The 16,696-nt window shown below is 69.7% G+C and carries 14 protein-coding genes and 1 pseudogene; 9 read left to right on the top strand and 6 right to left on the bottom strand.

Translation table 11 applies throughout. The features are described from left to right. Window positions 1-238: 238 nt before the first annotated feature. Entirely contained in the window at window positions 239-532 is a 294-nt protein-coding gene (locus tag OG559_RS24025) for a hypothetical protein (RefSeq protein ID WP_405107306.1), read from the top strand. A 485-nt stretch (window positions 533-1,017) separates the two neighbouring features. Beyond that, window positions 1,018-3,744: a hypothetical protein gene (locus OG559_RS24020; RefSeq protein ID WP_405107303.1), complete on the top strand. Its 2,727-nt coding sequence runs from the start codon at window positions 1,018-1,020 to the stop codon at window positions 3,742-3,744. A 102-nt stretch (window positions 3,745-3,846) separates the two neighbouring features. Here OG559_RS24020 and OG559_RS24015 read toward each other — a convergent pair whose 3' ends face one another. Both OG559_RS24015 and OG559_RS24010 read right to left on the bottom strand, forming a co-directional pair. Then, window positions 3,847-4,911 (bottom strand): hypothetical protein, encoded by a 1,065-nt coding sequence (locus OG559_RS24015; protein WP_405107301.1) that lies wholly within the window; start codon window positions 4,909-4,911, stop codon window positions 3,847-3,849. Continuing rightward, the gene (locus OG559_RS24010; protein WP_405107298.1) at window positions 4,908-5,258 is read right to left on the bottom strand and encodes a PadR family transcriptional regulator; all 351 of its coding nucleotides are present in this window, start codon (window positions 5,256-5,258) and stop codon (window positions 4,908-4,910) included. The genes OG559_RS24015 and OG559_RS24010 overlap by 4 nt, the downstream gene beginning before the upstream one ends. A gap of 257 nt (window positions 5,259-5,515) precedes the next feature. Here OG559_RS24010 and OG559_RS24005 point away from each other — a divergent pair, with 257 nt between their 5' ends. The 7 genes and pseudogenes from OG559_RS24005 to OG559_RS23975 all read left to right on the top strand — a co-directional run bounded on the left by OG559_RS24005 (window position 5,516) and on the right by OG559_RS23975 (window position 12,893). Next, entirely contained in the window at window positions 5,516-6,415 is a 900-nt protein-coding gene (locus tag OG559_RS24005; protein ID WP_405107295.1) for a phosphotransferase family protein, read from the top strand. Window positions 6,416-7,027: 612 nt separating this feature from the next. Further along, a pseudogene (locus tag OG559_RS24000) lies at window positions 7,028-7,325 on the top strand (transposase family protein); the annotation flags it as partial. Between the two features lie 20 nt (window positions 7,326-7,345). Beyond that, window positions 7,346-7,744 (top strand): VOC family protein, encoded by a 399-nt coding sequence (locus OG559_RS23995; RefSeq protein ID WP_405107292.1) that lies wholly within the window; start codon window positions 7,346-7,348, stop codon window positions 7,742-7,744. A gap of 188 nt (window positions 7,745-7,932) precedes the next feature. Then, window positions 7,933-9,501, top strand: a complete 1,569-nt coding sequence (locus OG559_RS23990) for a hypothetical protein (protein WP_405107289.1) — start codon at window positions 7,933-7,935, stop codon at window positions 9,499-9,501. 464 nt (window positions 9,502-9,965) lie between these two features. After that, on the top strand, window positions 9,966-10,775 hold the full coding sequence (locus tag OG559_RS23985; RefSeq protein WP_405107286.1) for an aminoglycoside adenylyltransferase domain-containing protein: 810 nt from the start codon (window positions 9,966-9,968) through the stop codon (window positions 10,773-10,775). Between the two features lie 127 nt (window positions 10,776-10,902). Then, on the top strand, window positions 10,903-11,427 hold the full coding sequence (locus OG559_RS23980) for an HAD domain-containing protein (protein ID WP_405116916.1): 525 nt from the start codon (window positions 10,903-10,905) through the stop codon (window positions 11,425-11,427). Window positions 11,428-12,629: 1,202 nt separating this feature from the next. Then, window positions 12,630-12,893, top strand: coding sequence for a hypothetical protein (locus OG559_RS23975; protein ID WP_196203809.1), 264 nt, complete (start codon window positions 12,630-12,632; stop codon window positions 12,891-12,893). A 270-nt stretch (window positions 12,894-13,163) separates the two neighbouring features. Here OG559_RS23975 and OG559_RS23970 read toward each other — a convergent pair whose 3' ends face one another. From OG559_RS23970 to OG559_RS23955, 4 genes are all read right to left on the bottom strand, one after another. Continuing rightward, entirely contained in the window at window positions 13,164-13,604 is a 441-nt protein-coding gene (locus OG559_RS23970) for a hypothetical protein (protein WP_405107283.1), read from the bottom strand. A 146-nt stretch (window positions 13,605-13,750) separates the two neighbouring features. Next, the gene (locus tag OG559_RS23965) at window positions 13,751-14,461 is read right to left on the bottom strand and encodes an AAA family ATPase (RefSeq protein ID WP_405107280.1); all 711 of its coding nucleotides are present in this window, start codon (window positions 14,459-14,461) and stop codon (window positions 13,751-13,753) included. A 47-nt stretch (window positions 14,462-14,508) separates the two neighbouring features. Then, on the bottom strand, window positions 14,509-15,810 hold the full coding sequence (locus OG559_RS23960) for an MGH1-like glycoside hydrolase domain-containing protein (RefSeq protein ID WP_405116913.1): 1,302 nt from the start codon (window positions 15,808-15,810) through the stop codon (window positions 14,509-14,511). A gap of 65 nt (window positions 15,811-15,875) precedes the next feature. Then, the gene (locus OG559_RS23955) at window positions 15,876-16,694 is read right to left on the bottom strand and encodes a TIM barrel protein (protein WP_405107278.1); all 819 of its coding nucleotides are present in this window, start codon (window positions 16,692-16,694) and stop codon (window positions 15,876-15,878) included. Window positions 16,695-16,696: the final 2 nt, after the last annotated feature.

Here is a 16,696-nt window from a genome sequence, read left to right as displayed (position 1 = left end):
GGCACTGCGCGTGCCAGGTGTGCGGGGAGGGCAGGGCCGGGAAGGAGAGGCGCGAGCCGAAGACCGTTCCCGAGTCGAAGCCCGAACCGAAGCCCGCGCGGTACGACCCGCCGCTTGTCGGCCCGATGATCCCGCCGCTGCGCTTACCGCGTAACGACGCGGCAACGAGGGTCAGCTGGGGCCTTGCCAACGAGCCGCCCGCCCGGACGGAGACGTGGCACGGGAGCGAGGGCCGGTGGTGAGGTCGACTCCCGGTCAGCTGGCGCTGGAGCTGCACTGCGCGGCGGGCCCCGGCTGGCGGTGCGAGGCCGACGGCGAGCCATTCCCGTGCTCGGCATGGCGGAGCCTGCCGATGGACGACCACCTTCGCGGTGCGCTGCTGGCGGGCTTCACGTTGTTCCTTCGTCCGGCGATCCGCGACCTACGGGGCCGACCCGAGGGCCCGACCCCGCCGGAAATCGTGAAGCGGTTCCTGTGGTTCCTGCCGATGACCGACGAGGAGGCGCGGGCGACCGCGCTGCGGTGCCGCTGATGCCCGGCAACCCGCACCTCCCGATCCGTCCTCTCTGGCTGTGCAGGCGCTGCGGGGCTCCTTGGCCGTGCGGCCCGGCGCGGCTGTCGCTGCTGGCTGAGTACCAGGGCAACCGGACGGCCCTGCTCTTCTACCTGGCGAGGCTCCAGGAAGAGGCGAGGGTCCACCTGACGGCGCTGCACCCGTCGGCCCCGCCGCGCGACCTGACCAACCGCTTCCTGTCCTGGGTCCGCGCGCCACGGTAACCCTGCCCGACCGCCTGCTCCGGTCCGGTTCCCCTCCCCCAGGGACCGGCCCGGGGCGGGCCTCATCCCATCCGTACAGGCTCGCTGCGCCGATAAGCGGCGGTCGCCGCCGGATGTTCGTCGGTGTGTTGGCTCGATCGCTTTCAGTAGGGTGCGGGAATGGGCCGGGGTGGCGGGTTGTGGTGGCGGTTCCTGGCTGCGGGGGTGCCGGGGGGTGTGGCCGGGGTGGCGGTGTGGGCGTTGGTCGCCGACGACAAGGCGGGGTGGACGGTCGTCGCGGGCGCTACGGCGGCCGTTGTGGGTCAGTTCGGCCCGTCCCTAGGGCAGTGGGTGGCGGCCCGGCGAGAACGGCACGAGCGGCAGGGCCGGGCGGTGGCCGGTGTGTTGGTGGCGGACCTCCCGGCCTCGGTGGCGTGGTTGTTGCATCCCCAAGCGGCAGTGATTCGGTTCTTCGGCCGGGGCTGGGTCCTGCGGGGGTTGGAGACGTGGTGTGCGGACCCGGACGCATCACCGGTGCGCCTGGTGGTGGGGAGCGGCGGGGTGGGCAAGACCCGGCTGGCCCAACACTTCGCGACCGGCTTGGCGGGCTGGACGTGGTGGCCGGTCGCGCCACAGGGGGAAGCACGGGTGGCGCAACTGGTCGCCGATGGTGCGGCTGCCGCCCGGTTGTTGCTGGTGGTCGACTACGCCGAGACCCGCGATCCGGCGTCGCTGGCGGCTCTGCTGTGTACGGCGCAACGGGCCGAGGGTGTGCGGGTGCTGCTGCTGGCCCGCACGGCCGGGCTGTGGTGGTCCACCCTGTCGGCCGCGTACCCGGAACAGGCGCACCTGGTGGATGCCCTGACGATGCCGGCGAACGTGATCGAGCTGCCGGCACGCGTCGAGGAGCGTGCCCCCTCCGAGATCGTCGCCGATGCGGTGGCACAGTTCGCCGCCCACCTTCGGTACGCGCCGCCGGCGGAGTTCACGCCACAGGCTTACGATGCGGATACGCCGGTGTTGCGGTTGCACGCCGAGGCATTGGTCGCGGTCCTCGGTGGACCACGCGGTGGTGGCCGCTACGACGTGCTGGCCGAGGTGATCGGCCACGAAGCGCGCTACTGGCGCGGCTGTGCCCGACGCGCCCGGCTGGTCGCTGCCGATGACGCGACCTCCCGGGACGCGGCGTTGCGCCAGGTGGTGGGCATCGCGGCGCTACTCGGTGCCGACGACGACGGGCAGGCGGCGGGCCTCGTACGTCGGGCACCGCTGCTGGGCGAGGACACGCCGGCACCGGTGGTGGAGGCCTTCGTGCGTTGGCTGCGAAACTTGTATCCGTCTGCGGGATCGGGTGGGGCATTGGGAACGTTGCAGCCGGACCTGCTCGCGGAGGGCCTGGCGGTGGCGGTGTTACGCGACTGCGCGCCGGCCGAGCAGACGGCGGTGTTCTCTGGGCTGTCCAGGGCGCAAGCCGTGCGGGCGTTGACGGTGCTGGGTCGGGCGTGTGTGCATCAACCGGACGCGGTCAAGGTGATCGAAATAGCGTTGAGTGCTGACGTGCCGGTCATGACCGAGGCGGTGCTACAGGTCGGGACGCGGTTCCCGGGCAGGTTCGCCGCCCGGGTAGCGACTCTGCTCATGACAGCCGCAGTCGATCCCGAATGGGCGCGCGTGTGGGCGGAGCGGGTGCCTTATCCGTCCCTGGAACTGGGCCAGGTCGCGATGGCCTTGACCACCAAGGTCCTCATCGACCTCCCACCAACGACGCCCCCGCAGGAACGAGCGGTCTGGCTCGGCGGCCACGCACTCCGACTGGCGGAGACCGGCCGCCGCGCCGAAGCCCTGACCGCCAGCAACGAAGCCGTCAACCTCCACCGCGAACTCACCGCCACCAACCGCGACACCTACCTCCCCAACCTCGCCACATCCGTCAACAACCACGCACTCCGACTCGCAGAGACCGGCCACCCCACCGAAGCCCTGACCGCCAGCAACGAAGCCGTCAACCTCCACCGCGAACTCACCGCCACCAACCGCGACACCTACCTCCCCGACCTCGCCACATCCGTCAACAACCACGCACTCCGACTCGCAGAGACCGGCCACCCCACCGAAGCCCTGACCGCCAGCAACGAAGCCGTCAACCTCCACCGCGAACTCACCGCCACCAACCGCGACACCTACCTCCCCGACCTCGCCATGTCCGTCAACAACCACGCGGTCCGACTCGCGGAGACCGGCCGACATGCCGAGGCCCTGACCGCCAGCAACGAAGCCGTCGACCTCTACCGCGAACTGGCCGCCACCAACCGCGACGCCTACCTCCCCAACCTCGCCATGTCCGTCAACAACCACGCGGTCCGACTCGCGGAGACCGGCCGACATGCCGAGGCCCTGACCGCCAGCAACGAAGCCGTCGACCTCTACCGCGAACTGGCCGCCACCAACCGCGACGCCTACCTCCCCAACCTCGCCACATCCGTCAACAACCACGCGGTCCGACTCGCGGAGACCGGCCGACATGCCGAGGCCCTGACCGCCAGCAACGAAGCCGTCGACCTCTACCGCGAACTGGCCGCCACCAACCGCGACGCCTACCTCCCCAACCTCGCCACATCCGTCAACAACCACGCACTCCGACTCGCAAAGACCGGCCACCCCACCGAAGCCCTGACCGCCATCGAGGAAGCCATCAACCTGCGCCGGGAACTGGCCGCCACCAACCGCGACGCCCACCTGCCCAGCCTCGCCAAATCGCTCCGGAACGTGGGTGTAGTGGGGCTTGCCGTAGGCGTCGTGAGCGACCATGTCGTCGCGATGACGACCGAGGGCGTGCAGTACCTTGAGGAACTAGCTGCTACCGAACCGGAAGCGTTCGCGGCGCTTCGGGACACGGCCGTATCAATCCTGGCCGAACTGCAGCGGGTATTCGGCAAGCAGTCCGTCGCAGCAGCGTCCGACGACGCGCCTCCCGGAACAAGCGCCTGAACTTCTGGTACCGAGCCCGCCCGGCCGTGCGCCCAGACCTTCTATGGGATGGGGTGGAGGCTGGTGTCCTGCTCGCAGGCTGCGCTTCGGTTCTGCTGTGGACTACGCGGGTGTCGAGGGTGCGCCGCAGGTAGGGCAATGGTGCCGGCCCGTGCCGCGCGAACGGCGGCCCGGCGACCAACGCCCCCGTGCCACAAGGGCGAGCGACACCAGCATCGGTCCAATCATGACCACCAGTAACGACGCGACGACCATGGATGGCCACTCCGGAATCACGGCCCGGCCTGGGCCGGAGTCGAGCACCGCGCCGAGCGGGTTCACCGCGAGCATCCCGATCGGCGTGAGCAGAATCAGCATCGCCCAAGCACCGCGAAAGTCGCGCCGGGCGGCCAGGCCGAGCGCGATCAGCAGCGTGCCGATCAGCAGCGCGACCGCAGCGGCGGGCAAGGCCGTCATGGTGAGCTCGAAGTAGCCGGTCATAAAATCTAGGCTGGGCGCGGTACCGATGGTGATCGGCAGGACCGCCGCCGCAGCGGCGATCGGCATGAGCCGGACCCACCATTGGCGCTGGCCCGCCGCACCGAGCGCGACGACACCGAGCACGATCTGGGGCACCAGCACCGACAGCGGCGGGCGGGGCGATCCGGTCAGCGCCGCGGCCGGCACGATGCCGACAGTCACCAGTACGGCGAGGCAAACCGCCCAGCGCAACCAGCGGCTGCTCGCCGCGACGTGTACGACGGCGGCGAGCAACCAGGCCGCCCACGCCGCAACAGCGAGCGAGAGAAACGGCCCGACCCGCGAAGACCAGGGCGGTATGGGGGCAAGCACCTCAAAACCGGCCCACCAGGTCGCGAACGCGGTCGCCGTCATCAACGCGAGCAAGCCAGCGAGGCGGAAACCGGGACCGAGTCCCTGCGCGATCCTCAGATGCTGCCGCAGTCCACCGACCGCAAGGTCCGCGACGTCGCTGACTGAGGGCCTCCTGCGTCCGGGCGCCGCCAGGGACAGGTAAGTGTCCACCAGCTCCGAACCGCGCTCCCGCCGATAGTCGACCGGATAGAACAGCACCGTCCACCGCGCATAGCGGCGTTCCAGCCCGGTCAGAGCAGAGCTGCCTCCATCCTCTTCTCCAGTGCGGTTATGCCAGCTCTCCACCGGGATCATGCGAGTCCACCACTTAGGCGAGGCGACGGCATAGTGGCGCGCAGCCGGGCGGTCGCCGCCTCGACGTTGCGGCGCATGCGTTCGGTCTCGACGGCCAGCACCTCACCACCCGGCTCGGTGAGTCGGTAATGGCGGCGCAACCGACCGTCGACGATCTCCTCCCGTTCGACGGCTACCAGGCTGGCGTCGACCAGCCGGTCGAGTGCGCCGTACAGCGTGCCGGGGCGCAGCGAGATACGGCCGTCGGAAAGCCGGGCCACCTCAGCGATCAAGCCATACCCATGCATCGGCTCACCGGCCAGGGCGGTGAGAATCAGGAACGTGGGTTCGCGCAACGGAGTCTCCACACACGGCAATATAACGGCTGCGAAGGTATACCGAAAGTGCGACACGAGCATCCGCTTCTGCCGCGATTGGCGCGCTGAGGTGTCGCAGATCAGTTGGCGGACGTGTGTCGCGCATCAGTCGATGGCGGACAGGTGTGATCCGACAACTGACGCGCGACACGACTCCGCCAGGTGAAGTGCGACAGGGCTCGGCGATCGAGGGGCGGCAGGTTAGCAGCCGGCCAACGTCCGGTCATGTCGGTGACAGAGTGGTACTTGTGGACAGTGCGACCGAGGTGGAGATTCGCTGGGTCGAGACGACCTGGCAGCGTCGGATCACCAGGGCGCGGCGTCTCACGGGTGGTTCGACGTCCACCATGCTGGGCCTGACCGGACACGACGGCGAGCAGGCTGTACTGCGGCTGATGACGAAGGAGCCGTGGCGCCGACACGCTGCCGGGCTGCTTTCCAGAGAGGCGGCTGTCCAGCAGCAACTGCAACAGTCGTCGATTCCGGTGCCGCGAAGTGTCGCCCTCGATCTGTCCGGGGAGATCGCCGGGGCACCGGCGCACCTCATGTCCTGGCTGCCTGGGCGTCTGTGCTTGACCTCTGCCACGGACGGCGTTCTGGAGGAGATGGCGCAGGTTCTCGTAGGCATCCATCAGTTCGCGCCTGGGCGGAACAGGCCACGGCAGTACCAGTCGTGGGCGGCGCCGGGCAAACGAGTGGTGCCGCTGTGGGCGCAGCGGCGACAGCTATGGCGTCAGGCGTTCGAGTTGCTGGAACAACCCGCGCCGGCCTACGCAGGCACGTTCCTGCACCGAGACTTCCATCTGGGAAATCTGTTGTGGTCGCAAGGGCGTATCAGCGGCGTAGTGGACTGGGTCGAGACATCGTGGGGGCCGGCGACCCTGGACGTCGCACACGCCGCCACCTATTTGGCGATGTTGCACGGCGTTGAGGCTGGGGCCAGATTCACGAACGCGTACCGGCGCCGGGCCGATGGCCGTCACGACGAGGACGAGTTCCGGTACTGGAACGTCATGGACATCGTCGGCTACCTGCCGGACCCAGCGAAAGTCGTCCAGCCGTGGCGCGACTCCGGGCTGGACATCAATGACGACCTCGCCCGCAGCCGACTCGAACAGCGGCTTGAGCACGTTCTACGAACTCACTGACGACCCGACTGAATCCTGCTCGGTGCTGAACCTGCCCGGCCCCACCAAGGCTGCCACGCTGACATGACACCGACCGTGCGGGTCCCGAGGTGGGTGCGCGGATCTGCCGCTGACCGCTCGCCTCGGAGCACAGCCGCTGCCCTCGGAGGCGGCGCGAGGTCGTAGCCGACGAGCGCGTGGTGACGCCATCAGCCGCCGGCGAGAGACACCTGACGTTGTTCTTCAGTGCCCGCTGCGTCCGGCCTGCCCTGGGGCGGTGAGGTCTCGACCATCTCAACGGTGGCGTCTGGGCGGACACGCGCTGGCAGCCTGCCGAAGCGGGCGGAGCGACTCTGAGCGCTGTCGAGGTCGACGACCTGCTTATCCATATGACAATGCTTGCACGTCAGCGTCGGCACGGGGAGTCCCAGAACGTCCAGATCTGCCGCGACCCGCGCGCCGCCCCAGGCGGTGCCATCACGCCTTGCCTGCCTGCCTGCCTGCCTGCCGTGAGGGTCGACCTCCAGAACCCGAAGTCAGGGGTGGTCCCAGGGGACTCGCCGGGGCCTTCGAGAGGCGCACTTAAGGGACGTCTCGCAACTCAGTGGCAGGTCCATGGTGGATCAATGCGGGATGCAGGTGATTTCGGCGGGCTCGCCCGGAGTGGATCTTCCCGTTCACAGGGTTGCAACCCGCCCAGTTCCGCAGGCTGGTCCGGCTGGTCGCCGAGCGCGGCGGTGACACGATCGCTGATGGTCGGCCGGGCCGGCAGTGGTCGCTCGACCTCGCCGATCAGGTGTTGCTGGTCGCGACCTACTGGCGGACGAACCTGACTACGTGGCAGATCGGCCCGCTGTTCGGGGTGTCGCACTCCGCCGCCCACCGGGTCATCGACACCCTCGCACCCCTGCTCGCCCCGACTCCAGTGCGCTGCGTGTGCGACAGTAATTCATGCCGTTGAGCACGTATCACCTCAGAACTTCGATCGCCGTGTCCGACATACAACGGGCGGTCGCGTTCTACGAAGGCCAGCTGGGCCTACAGGCGCTGCAGTCGGGCCCCAGCGCCAACATCGCCGATGGCAGCCGCGTCTATGGTTCTGGCGGCGTGGCGGCACTGAACGTGTACCAGTCGGTTACTGCTGGAAAGAGCCCGGCGACACTGGCGACATGGTACGTCGACGACATCGACCAGATCGTTGACGAGCTCGTCTCGTCCGGCGTCGAGTTCATCCGATACGACCAGTTCGAACATGACGCCAAGGGAATCACCGCTCGGGCCGGCGGTGGACGTATCGCGTGGCTCCAGGATCCGGACGGCAACACCTTCGCCCTCGAATCCGACGTCTGACGGCCGGGCGTCCACCCTCTCCTGACCTGCTGGGGCCCGACGCCGATCCCCACCAAAGCCGGTGCGGTGACCAGACCCTGCGCTGCAGGCAGGGGACGGCAATCCGTGCTTCGCAGGTCCGATGACGACGGCCGTAGGATCTGGGAATGGACGGTTTGCCTGGCGCAGATCATCGAACTCCGGCATCCGTGACCGACTTCGCACGACTGTTCGTCAGCCACTGCCAGTACGAGGTGTCTGCCGTGCCGGGCGCGTCCGGCACGGAGATCTACACCCTCGGCGACAACCTGCTGCACGTCGGCGGGCCGTATCAGTTCACCGGCTTCTGCGGCATACACACCGGCTGGATCGAGGCACGCGTCCGTGTCCTGCCCAGGCCTCCAACGGAGGTCGACGTCGACTGGGACGCGATCAGTGAGGCGACTCTCTGGACTCCCAGCGGCCGGCTGTCGGTCGTCGGCCTGATGGGCGGCTTCGCGGAGGCCCTCACCGACGTCGCCGTCCCGCGCGGGCTGATCCGGGTGCGGGTGCACGCGCGCGACCGCCTGGACGAGACCGTACGCACAGACGACGACCCGCCCGAGCGGCACGAGCTGCACATCTGGGCGGTGTCCGAGGAGACGCCATGGCGCACCGTGCTGGCCGACCCGGAGGGCCGCGACTGGGAGCAGAAACCGGCGAAGGCCGCCGGGTGGGCGATGCGGTCACTGGTACCGCGCCCGTCCGGCCGTCCGGCCATCCTGCCGCCGCTGCCACCTGACCCGTACGAGGACGACACCGGCCTGTCCCGGGTGGCGGTGGTCCGCTACCGGCCCGCGCCGGTCGACGTCTCGGTGGGGGTGCTGCCCGCCGGCGACCTGGAGGTCCGGCTGGAACGGGTCGACAGCGGGACTCTCACATGGTCCTGGGCCACCGCCGACGAGCCGATCTTCCCGCAGCCGCTGGCCACGCTGCCCGACGACGAGCCGAGTACCGTACGGCTGACGTCCGGTCCCGACGGCTTCACGCTGCGGCACGAGGGAGTGCTGGGCCGGCACGCCTTCGCCCTCGGCCTGATCTGGGACCATCTGCTCGACACCCTCGGGTCGTATCCGTGGATGGAGACGTTGCGTGAGCGGGCCGCCGAGGCGACCGCGCTGGCCGAGAGGATTCGCCGCCGGCAGGCCGAGCGCGAGGCCGAGGAGTGGGGAGGTGCTCCGCCGTCGGATCGTGTCCGTGGGCTCCTCAGCCAGGCGCAGCTTCTTGCCCAGATCGACCGCCCGTTGCTCGACCGCATCGACGCGCTGCCCGCCGCACGCCAGCGGGAGGCAGCCTGCTGGGCGGCCCGCCGCGCGATGCGGGTGGCTGGGCTGGAGCAGATCGGGTGGATCGCCGACGCGCTCGCCGACGCCGAGGCCGACCGTCCACTGCCCCGGTCCTTCACCGAACAGAGCGGCACCGCCGCGTTCAAACGGCTCATGTCCGATCCCGAGGTGCCGCACACCACCGTCCCGCTCCGCCTGGGCCCAAAGGCGTTCGGCACACGCGGCATCCTAGTTTCAAAAGCGTGCGACACACACGGCGTCCTAGATTCAAAGGCGTTCGGCACACGCGGCGTCATCGAGATGCTCCAGCAGGCCGCCGCGTTTTCCGCCCTGATCGCCCTGGCGGATGACGATCCGCTGGTCGCCGCGATCAACGCCGTATACAACGCGGCAATCACCCACGGCGACGACCGCGACCGCTTCCTCACCGACGCCCACATCGCCCTGCACTGAGCAAGCAGGCAGTCGCAGGGAAGGCTACGAGTCCAACCGGGGCGGCCAGGTGACGGGTGGAGGTGAGTCGTCCGCAAGTCGGACACGCTTTCGCCACCGGTAGTGACGCCACACAGCGACTGTGACCGTCACGGCAACGAGCAGCGCGATGGCACCCTTCCAGGCACGCTCGAACCACGATCGGTCGTTGCCGAGCGCCGCATCACCGACCATCATCAGCCACACCCCCACCCACGCCCACTGCCAGCCGCGTGGACGGGAGAATTCGTCGGGCGAGTCGTCTTTGCGGCGGTCAAGCACTCACCATGCGCTACGACCGGGCCCGCAAGGACCTCGACCGGCACCCCAACCACATCCTGGCCGCGTACATGGCCTCCGGGACATGGCCAACGCTCGCGGCTTTGCCGATGACAGCGCATCTGATCGTGCCGACGTCACGTGAGGTCCTCTGGTAGAACACCCGCATGGCCAGCGTTGATGAATTGCCCGCCTTGACCGCTGCTGAACGACTTGCCGACCTCTTCGCCGACAGCATCGGTGCTGATGCCCGGTCAGTGATCCTGCACGGGTCACTTTCGGCTGGCGACTTCCGTGCCGGAAGCAGCGACATTGACCTGCTCATCGTCATCGAAGGCGGCCTTTCCGATGCGCAGTCAATGGTCCTGGAGCGCCTGGTTCGCCAGGCGGACGTCGGCAGCGCGGCCGGCATCGATCTCCATGTCATCACGGCCGAGATCGCCAGCGCGCCGAACCGGACGCCTGCTCTGGAGCTTTACATCGGCCGTTACGACCGATCGTCCACCGGGTTCGAGGTGGAACGTCGGGTGGCAGCTTCGCCCGATCTGCCTGCCGAGTTGTCCATGGCACGCGCGGACGGGCGTGCTCTCAAGGGCGCTCCACCGCGTGAGGTGATCGCACCTGTTCCGCCCGACTGGATCGTTGATCGTGGCAGGCACTGGTTGATGACCTGGCGGTCACTCACCGATGACACCGAGAACGCCGCCTTCATGGTGCTTACCGCCTGCCGCATCTGGCGATTCGCGGTAGAGAACGTGCACTGCTCCAAGGCGCAAGCCGCACGGTGGGCACTCGACAGAGACCCATCGTTGACGGTCGTGCGGCAGGTCGTTCAGCAGTACGAGCAAGACCCGACAGCCATCGTTGGTGAGCAGGGCATAGCTCGCCTCATCGACACCGTGTTGCAGGAAACCGCGCCAACGTGGCGACTCGCCGAGCCGGCGTCTGTTCAACACTCCGGAACGGACAATTCATAGCGCCTGACGTATCCAGAACTGGGCCCTCGGGTACGAGCCGCGTTGCCAGGTCGTTCACCCTGTCGGGCCAGGTGCAGTACGCACACCTGGCTCAGCCCGGATGGGCCCACGATACGGTTCGGGCGTGATGGCCGGCCTTACCACCAGCCCCTTGATATTCGTCGATGTCGATGGACCGCTGATCCCGTTCAGAGCCCGGCCGATCAGCCGTGAGCGTTCTTTGGGTGGTGGCGTGGCGCAGCCACCGGACGGTACTGGCAACCCGCTGCTCGATCGGCTTGACCCATGCGACGGGCGGAGGCTGTTGGCACTGGGATGCCAGTTGGTCTGGGCGACGACATGGATGGCGGAGGCGAACGAGGTCATCTCGCCACGGCTCGGGCTTCCGGACCTGCCGGTAGTCGGTTGGCCGGACGACGACGAGGATCCGGAGCACGGCCTGCACTGGAAGACCGTATTCCTCATCCGGTGGGCAGCCGGCCGCCCATTCGTCTGGCTTGACGACGAGATAACTGATGCTGACCGGCGATGGGTAGCAGCACACCATCCGGTGCGGGCGCTGCTGCAACGTGTCGACCCGTACGTGGGCCTGACCGAAGCGGATTTCTCAGCGGTCCGTCGATGGCTCGGGCAGATTGATGGCGCCGCTTGATCACCCACCCGCTCATGCCGCCTGCCGCTCGCGGTGGATGGCGGCGCCGCAACCACTCTCTAGGACGTACGGTCGGGGCCTGGGTGTTCGATCGCGCCACTATCTCTGGTTGTTCTAGGCAGCAGGCAGCGGTACCCACCGATCACCGAGGGCTTCGTGGAGCGTCAGCAGCAGAATGCTGATCAGGATCGTCGCGAGGATGCCGAGACCGAGACCGAGGATCCCACGGTCCCGCCGCTCCCGATCGCCGAGCATGGCGGCCGGCGCCACTGGACGCGACCACGGGTGGTCCCGGGACAACCAGAGAAGCATCCCGAGGCCGTACGGTGCGGCGGAGACCAGCCAGAACCAGAACCATCGAGTGCCGAGGGCCGGAGCCGGACCGGCAACAATTACGCCGAGGAAGACGGCGGCGAGGACCAGGCCGATCCCGGTGACGGCGACCCCCAGGGGACGGACCTCGCCGGCGCGGTCCTCCAGGCCGTCAGCCCGCAGGTCCTGTGCAATACCAACGGCACCGGGCCCGGAGTAGCTCGCCGGGTCAACGGTGCCTGTGGTGGTGACCTGGTCGAAATTGTCCCCACTGGTATGCCGTCACGTGGCCGGCGGCCACGTCCGCCCTAGCCTGCGCATAGCTTTGCTTCCGGGGCGCCGTCCACCAGCTGACGGCTGCCGCAAGCAGCCACAACAGGACCAGAGCGAGCCGCAGCACGGCCCACCACCGCCGCGTCCACCCAGCCGGCACAACGGGCGCAACACGCACTCCACCATGCATGACCACATGATTCCAGTACATGCCTAGTCGCGACCGTCGATGGCATCGTTCCGACTGCCACTTTCACCATGCGCGCTACGTCACCAGTGGCATGGCACCCGAGCTGGTGAAGGCCACCCAGCAACGCACCCTCATCAGCCGCCGATCGTGCGCGCCGACAATCTGCGAGGCGTCTGGGCCTGGTGCGGGCAAGTGCGGACGCGGTGACGAGACGTCGGCCGAGCCGGCGGGCTGTCGGCCGCCGAGGCTGCAGGTTCGGCGACCGGGGTCTAGCCCAGGCTGCGGCCAACGCACGGTCAACCCAAGGGGTGGTAGCAGATCAGGGTCGTTCCCCGTGGCCGTTCGCGTGACGGGGCAGTTGTCGTGGCACGAACGAGCGCGGTCCGGGATAGCCTTGGCGTATATGGCTACCTATCGCAGCGCCTCAGTGCTTCTATCCTCGGACGGCACCAGGACCCCTGGCACCGCCGCGCTCTTCGCCGAGCCCGCCCGCAAGGGTGGGACCCCGCCGTGGGCCGGCGACTTCCGACCCGCCAACAGCGCCGGTAACGGCCCCAAAAACGCGGTCGGGAAGACCTTTACGTTGGAGCTGCCCGACGGCAGCACCGGCAAGGTCGTGGTCCAGAGCCTCAAGAGCGGGAAGGGAGGCGTCGTGCTGGCGTTGATGGGCCAGGACGCACCCCCCTTCTGATCAGGAACTGATCGCCACCGGCTGGAAACGGCCCGTACGCGACCCTGCCGATGTCAATGCGTTCGGATAGCTGCCGGGCGCATTGCCTCATCCATGGCTGGGCGTCGACGAAGGTCAGGTGTACTGATCTGCCGCTGAGAGCGCTCGATCCGCTCGCTGCCGTCGACGCACTGTGAGCGGCGGGGTGTCTGGGTGGTGTGCAGCGCTGGTGGTGGCTCGGGTCCGGGCTGCCCTGGTCGGCGGCGGCCCGCCGCCGACCAGGGCCACCGGTCAGCGGCGGCCGGTGGCCAGGGCGACGAGGTACTGCCCGCCGCCCGCGTCGACGCTTGCGGTCACCGGCAGTCCGGGCACCAGCCGGGAGAACCGGTCGACCAGCCAGTCCGCCGCCTCCTGGGCGTCCTTCCTGCTCGGACAGCGGGCGACCAGCTCACGGCCACCCTTGCGTTCGAGTCTCTCGGCGACGGTGATCAGCGGCGCGGGCTCCACCACGTGCAGACGGTCCGGCCAGGCGATGACCACCTTGACCGCGCCCTTGCGGGTGTTGCAGGCACGGTGCGCGAGTCGCTCGACGACCTTGGCCTTCTTGTCGGCGGTGCGACTGTCGACGCTGGGACCACGCGGGTCGTTCACCGACATGCCGGCGTCAACCGGCTCGTCACACACCCAGCACCGCCAACTGTCACGCCTCGCGACGTCATCGAGAAGACTCATCCGAGCAAACTAGCCTGCCAGCCCCCGGCCAACGACAGCCCCGGCCGCGGCGAACACCGCCAGTCCGAAAAAGGGTGCAAGGAACCGCCCTTGCGCACCGTCCGCCTTGACCCGCGGTGCGGAACCACGGCACGTGACCGGCGAGGTCATCGTCCAGCGTTCACGAAGGCAACGATCTCGTCCAGACCGGGTCGGTAGCCGTCGCTGGTGTCCACATCACACTCGGGCACGTCGAGTCGGACGCGGTCGAAGCTGTCGTGGCCAACCGTGTGCACGTGCCGGTCGATGAGGTACGCGTCGGCATGTGCGCGCCGGGTGGGGCTCTCCCCCTGTCGCTGCTGGATGCGGTCCCATGCCGTTTCGGCCGCGATCTGGCAATGGACGACCCGGATTTCGGCGAGTTCGCCCAAGGGTCGCAGGTGTGGGCGCCAGAGCCGGTCCTGGAAGGCCGCCTCGGCCACCGTGGTGACGCCGGCCGTCAGGAGCAGTTCCAGCACCTGGAAGAACGTCGGCAGTGTCCGCAGGGTCAGCTCGTCGGTCGGCGCGGCGATGAAGTCACCGACCGCATGGACCATGCCCTCCTTGATCTCGTCCCGACAGATCGCCGGACAGCCGATCCTCCGGGCGAGTCGATGGGCGAGCGTGGTCTTGCCCGCGCCGGGCGGACCGCTGACGACGACAAGAATCGGTTTCTTCCGCACCAGGTCATTTATAGCCACGCTCGCGGCGGGACGAGTCATCGTGCGCCGGTCAAGCTCGACGCTCGGTAGCCGTTCACGGCCAGATCGCTTCCCGCCAGGTGGCCGCCAGCGGGGAATCTCGACTGGCCGCTGACACAGCGGCTGCTGTGCGATCACCCAGGTGGTTAGGGGCCCGGTGGTGGGTGTCCCGTCCGCCGCCGGGCTCAGTCGCCCGCCGAGGCGTCACCGAGGACGTCGAGCAGCAGGGCGGCGGTCCAGCCGAACGCGGGCGAGCCGAGGCCGGCCCCGGTGTCCGGGTGGAAGTACTCGTGGCAGCCGGCCGTCGCGACCATGTCCACCATGGACGAGCGCAGCCCGGCGGCGAGGTCGAGCCGGTGGTGGGTGCGCAGTCCCCGCCACAGCAGCCAGTCGAGGTTCATCCAGCTCGGCCCCCGCCAGTAGCGCAGCGGCTCGAAGTCCGGCGCGGTCCGGTCGTGGCTGGGCAGCGGCCGGTCCATCCGCGCGGCCAGCCCGAACCGGGGCGAGCACGCCTCGGCGAGCACCGTGGCGACCTGCCGGGGCGGCAGGTCGGGCAGCGCGAGCGGGGCCAGGCCGAGCGCGGTGCGGGCCGGCACGAGCCGGCCGGTGCGCAGGTCCCGGGGGTGGAAGGCACCGGTCGCCGGGTCGTACAGCCGGTCGACGAGGGTCGCGGTGATCCGGGCCGCCCGTTCGCGGTGCGGGCCGGGGTCGCCGCCGACGGCGCGGGCGATCGCCGCGAGGGCGTGTTCGGCGAGCCCCAGCGCGGTGTTGAACAGCGGGCACTCCACCAGGAACGGATGCCGCCCGGCCAGCCCGTCGTCGCCGTACCGGCCCGCCCGGTAGGCGTCGACCAGCGCGACGTACCGCGCGTAGTCGAGGTCGGTGGGGCGGTGCGCGGCGTCGGCGTGGGCGGTGTCGTGCCGCCGGTACGCCCGCATGACCGCCTCGTCGGCGGGCACCGCGGCCAGCGGCGGGTCCCAGGCGGGGCTGTTGTCCAGCCCGGACTCCCAGGGGTGCACGAGGCAGGCCAGCCCGGCCCCGCCGACGTCGCGCCGGCCGGTCAGGTAGCGCTGTTGGGCGACCAGCCGGGGGTAGAGCCAGGCCAGTTCCGCCCGGCTGCGCTCGGACGGGGTCCGCCGATACGCCAGCCAGGCGGCGAGGGCGTGCACGGGCGGCTGGACGATGCCGGAGGTGGCCACGGCGGGCGCGCCCGGGGCGCGGGCGGAGTCCCAGAACCCGGGCCCGGGGAAGTACGACCCGGCGCGCAGCGCGGGGTTGAACACGATGTGCGGCACCCGCCCGTCGGCCCACTGGGCGGCGAACAGGGTGCGCAGCTCCCGCCAGGCGCGGTCGGGACGCGCCGTGGCCAGGCCGATCGCGATGAACGCCGAGTCCCAGCTCCACTGGTGCGGGTAGAGGGTGCGCGACGGGACGGTGTGGTCGTGCTCCCAGTTGCCGTCGAGGGTGGCGACCGCCAGTCGGCGCAGCGCCCCGAGGTCCCGGGCCGTGGCCGGGCCGACCGGGGGCGCGTCGTCGGCGGCGGTGCCGGCGCTCACGCCGCCGCCCGCTTCGGCTCGGCGTGCCGGAGCACGGTGGCGGCCTGTTGCAGCGCCCGCACCGGCTCGCCGCGCAGCCGGCACTCCAGGGCCAGCCAGCCCCGGTAGTCGACCTCGAGCAGGGTGCGCACCAGCGCCCGCCAGTCCAGGTGCCCGGCACCGGGCTGACACCGGTTGGAGTCGCTGACCTGCACGTGCCCGAGGTAGGGCGCGGCGGCCCGCAGGGCGGCGTGCACGTCGTCCTCCTCGATGTTCATGTGGAAGGTGTCGGCGACCACCCGCACGGAGGGCAGCCCGACGGCCGCGCAGAGGGCCACCGCCTCGTCGAGCCGGTTGACCATGTGGTCCTCGTACCGGTTCAGCGGTTCCAGGAAGAGGGTGACCCCCTCGGCGCGGGCGTGCTCGCCGAGGGCGCCGAGGGCGTCGAGGAGCACCCGCCGGTCGGCGGCCGGCGGGCGGGGCGGCTCGAACGGCGGCAGCCGGCGGGAGAACATCCCCCAGGCGGCGGGGGTCAGCACGCCGACGCCGCCCAGCTCGGCGATGACCGACAGTTGGGAGCGCAGGTTGGTCACGGCGTCGCGGGACCGGTCGGGGTCGAAGTCGCCGATGAAGTGGTCCATCTCGACGCAGACGGTCGGCATCGCCACGCCGGCGGCGCGGGCCCGGCGCAGCTCGGGCAGCCGGCGGGCGAAGGACAGGTCGCCCCGGCCGCGCAGTTCGAGCCCGTCGAAGCCGAGCGCGACGGCGAGGGCGTGCTTCTGGATCAGGTCTGCGCCGGGGAGCAGCTGCTCCTGGCAGGCGAGCGGAATGGTCATCT

Origin of the sequence: Micromonospora sp. NBC_01405, assembly GCF_045040155.1 — a bacterium.
Classification (GTDB): Bacteria; Actinomycetota; Actinomycetes; order Mycobacteriales; family Micromonosporaceae; genus Micromonospora.
This window is presented reverse-complemented; position numbering and strand designations above follow the sequence as displayed.

Excerpts from the sequence above, each read along its gene's own strand:
- OG559_RS24015 (WP_405107301.1), bottom strand. The coding sequence starts at position 4,911 with ATGATCCCGGTGGAGAGCTGGCATAACCGCACTGGAGAAGAGGATGGA.
- OG559_RS23995 (WP_405107292.1), top strand. The coding sequence starts at position 7,346 with ATGCCGTTGAGCACGTATCACCTCAGAACTTCGATCGCCGTGTCCGAC.
- OG559_RS23985 (WP_405107286.1), top strand. The coding sequence starts at position 9,966 with ATGGCCAGCGTTGATGAATTGCCCGCCTTGACCGCTGCTGAACGACTT.
- OG559_RS23980 (WP_405116916.1), top strand. The coding sequence starts at position 10,903 with ATGGCCGGCCTTACCACCAGCCCCTTGATATTCGTCGATGTCGATGGA.
- OG559_RS23970 (WP_405107283.1), bottom strand. The coding sequence starts at position 13,604 with ATGAGTCTTCTCGATGACGTCGCGAGGCGTGACAGTTGGCGGTGCTGG.
- OG559_RS23955 (WP_405107278.1), bottom strand. The coding sequence starts at position 16,694 with ATGACCATTCCGCTCGCCTGCCAGGAGCAGCTGCTCCCCGGCGCAGAC.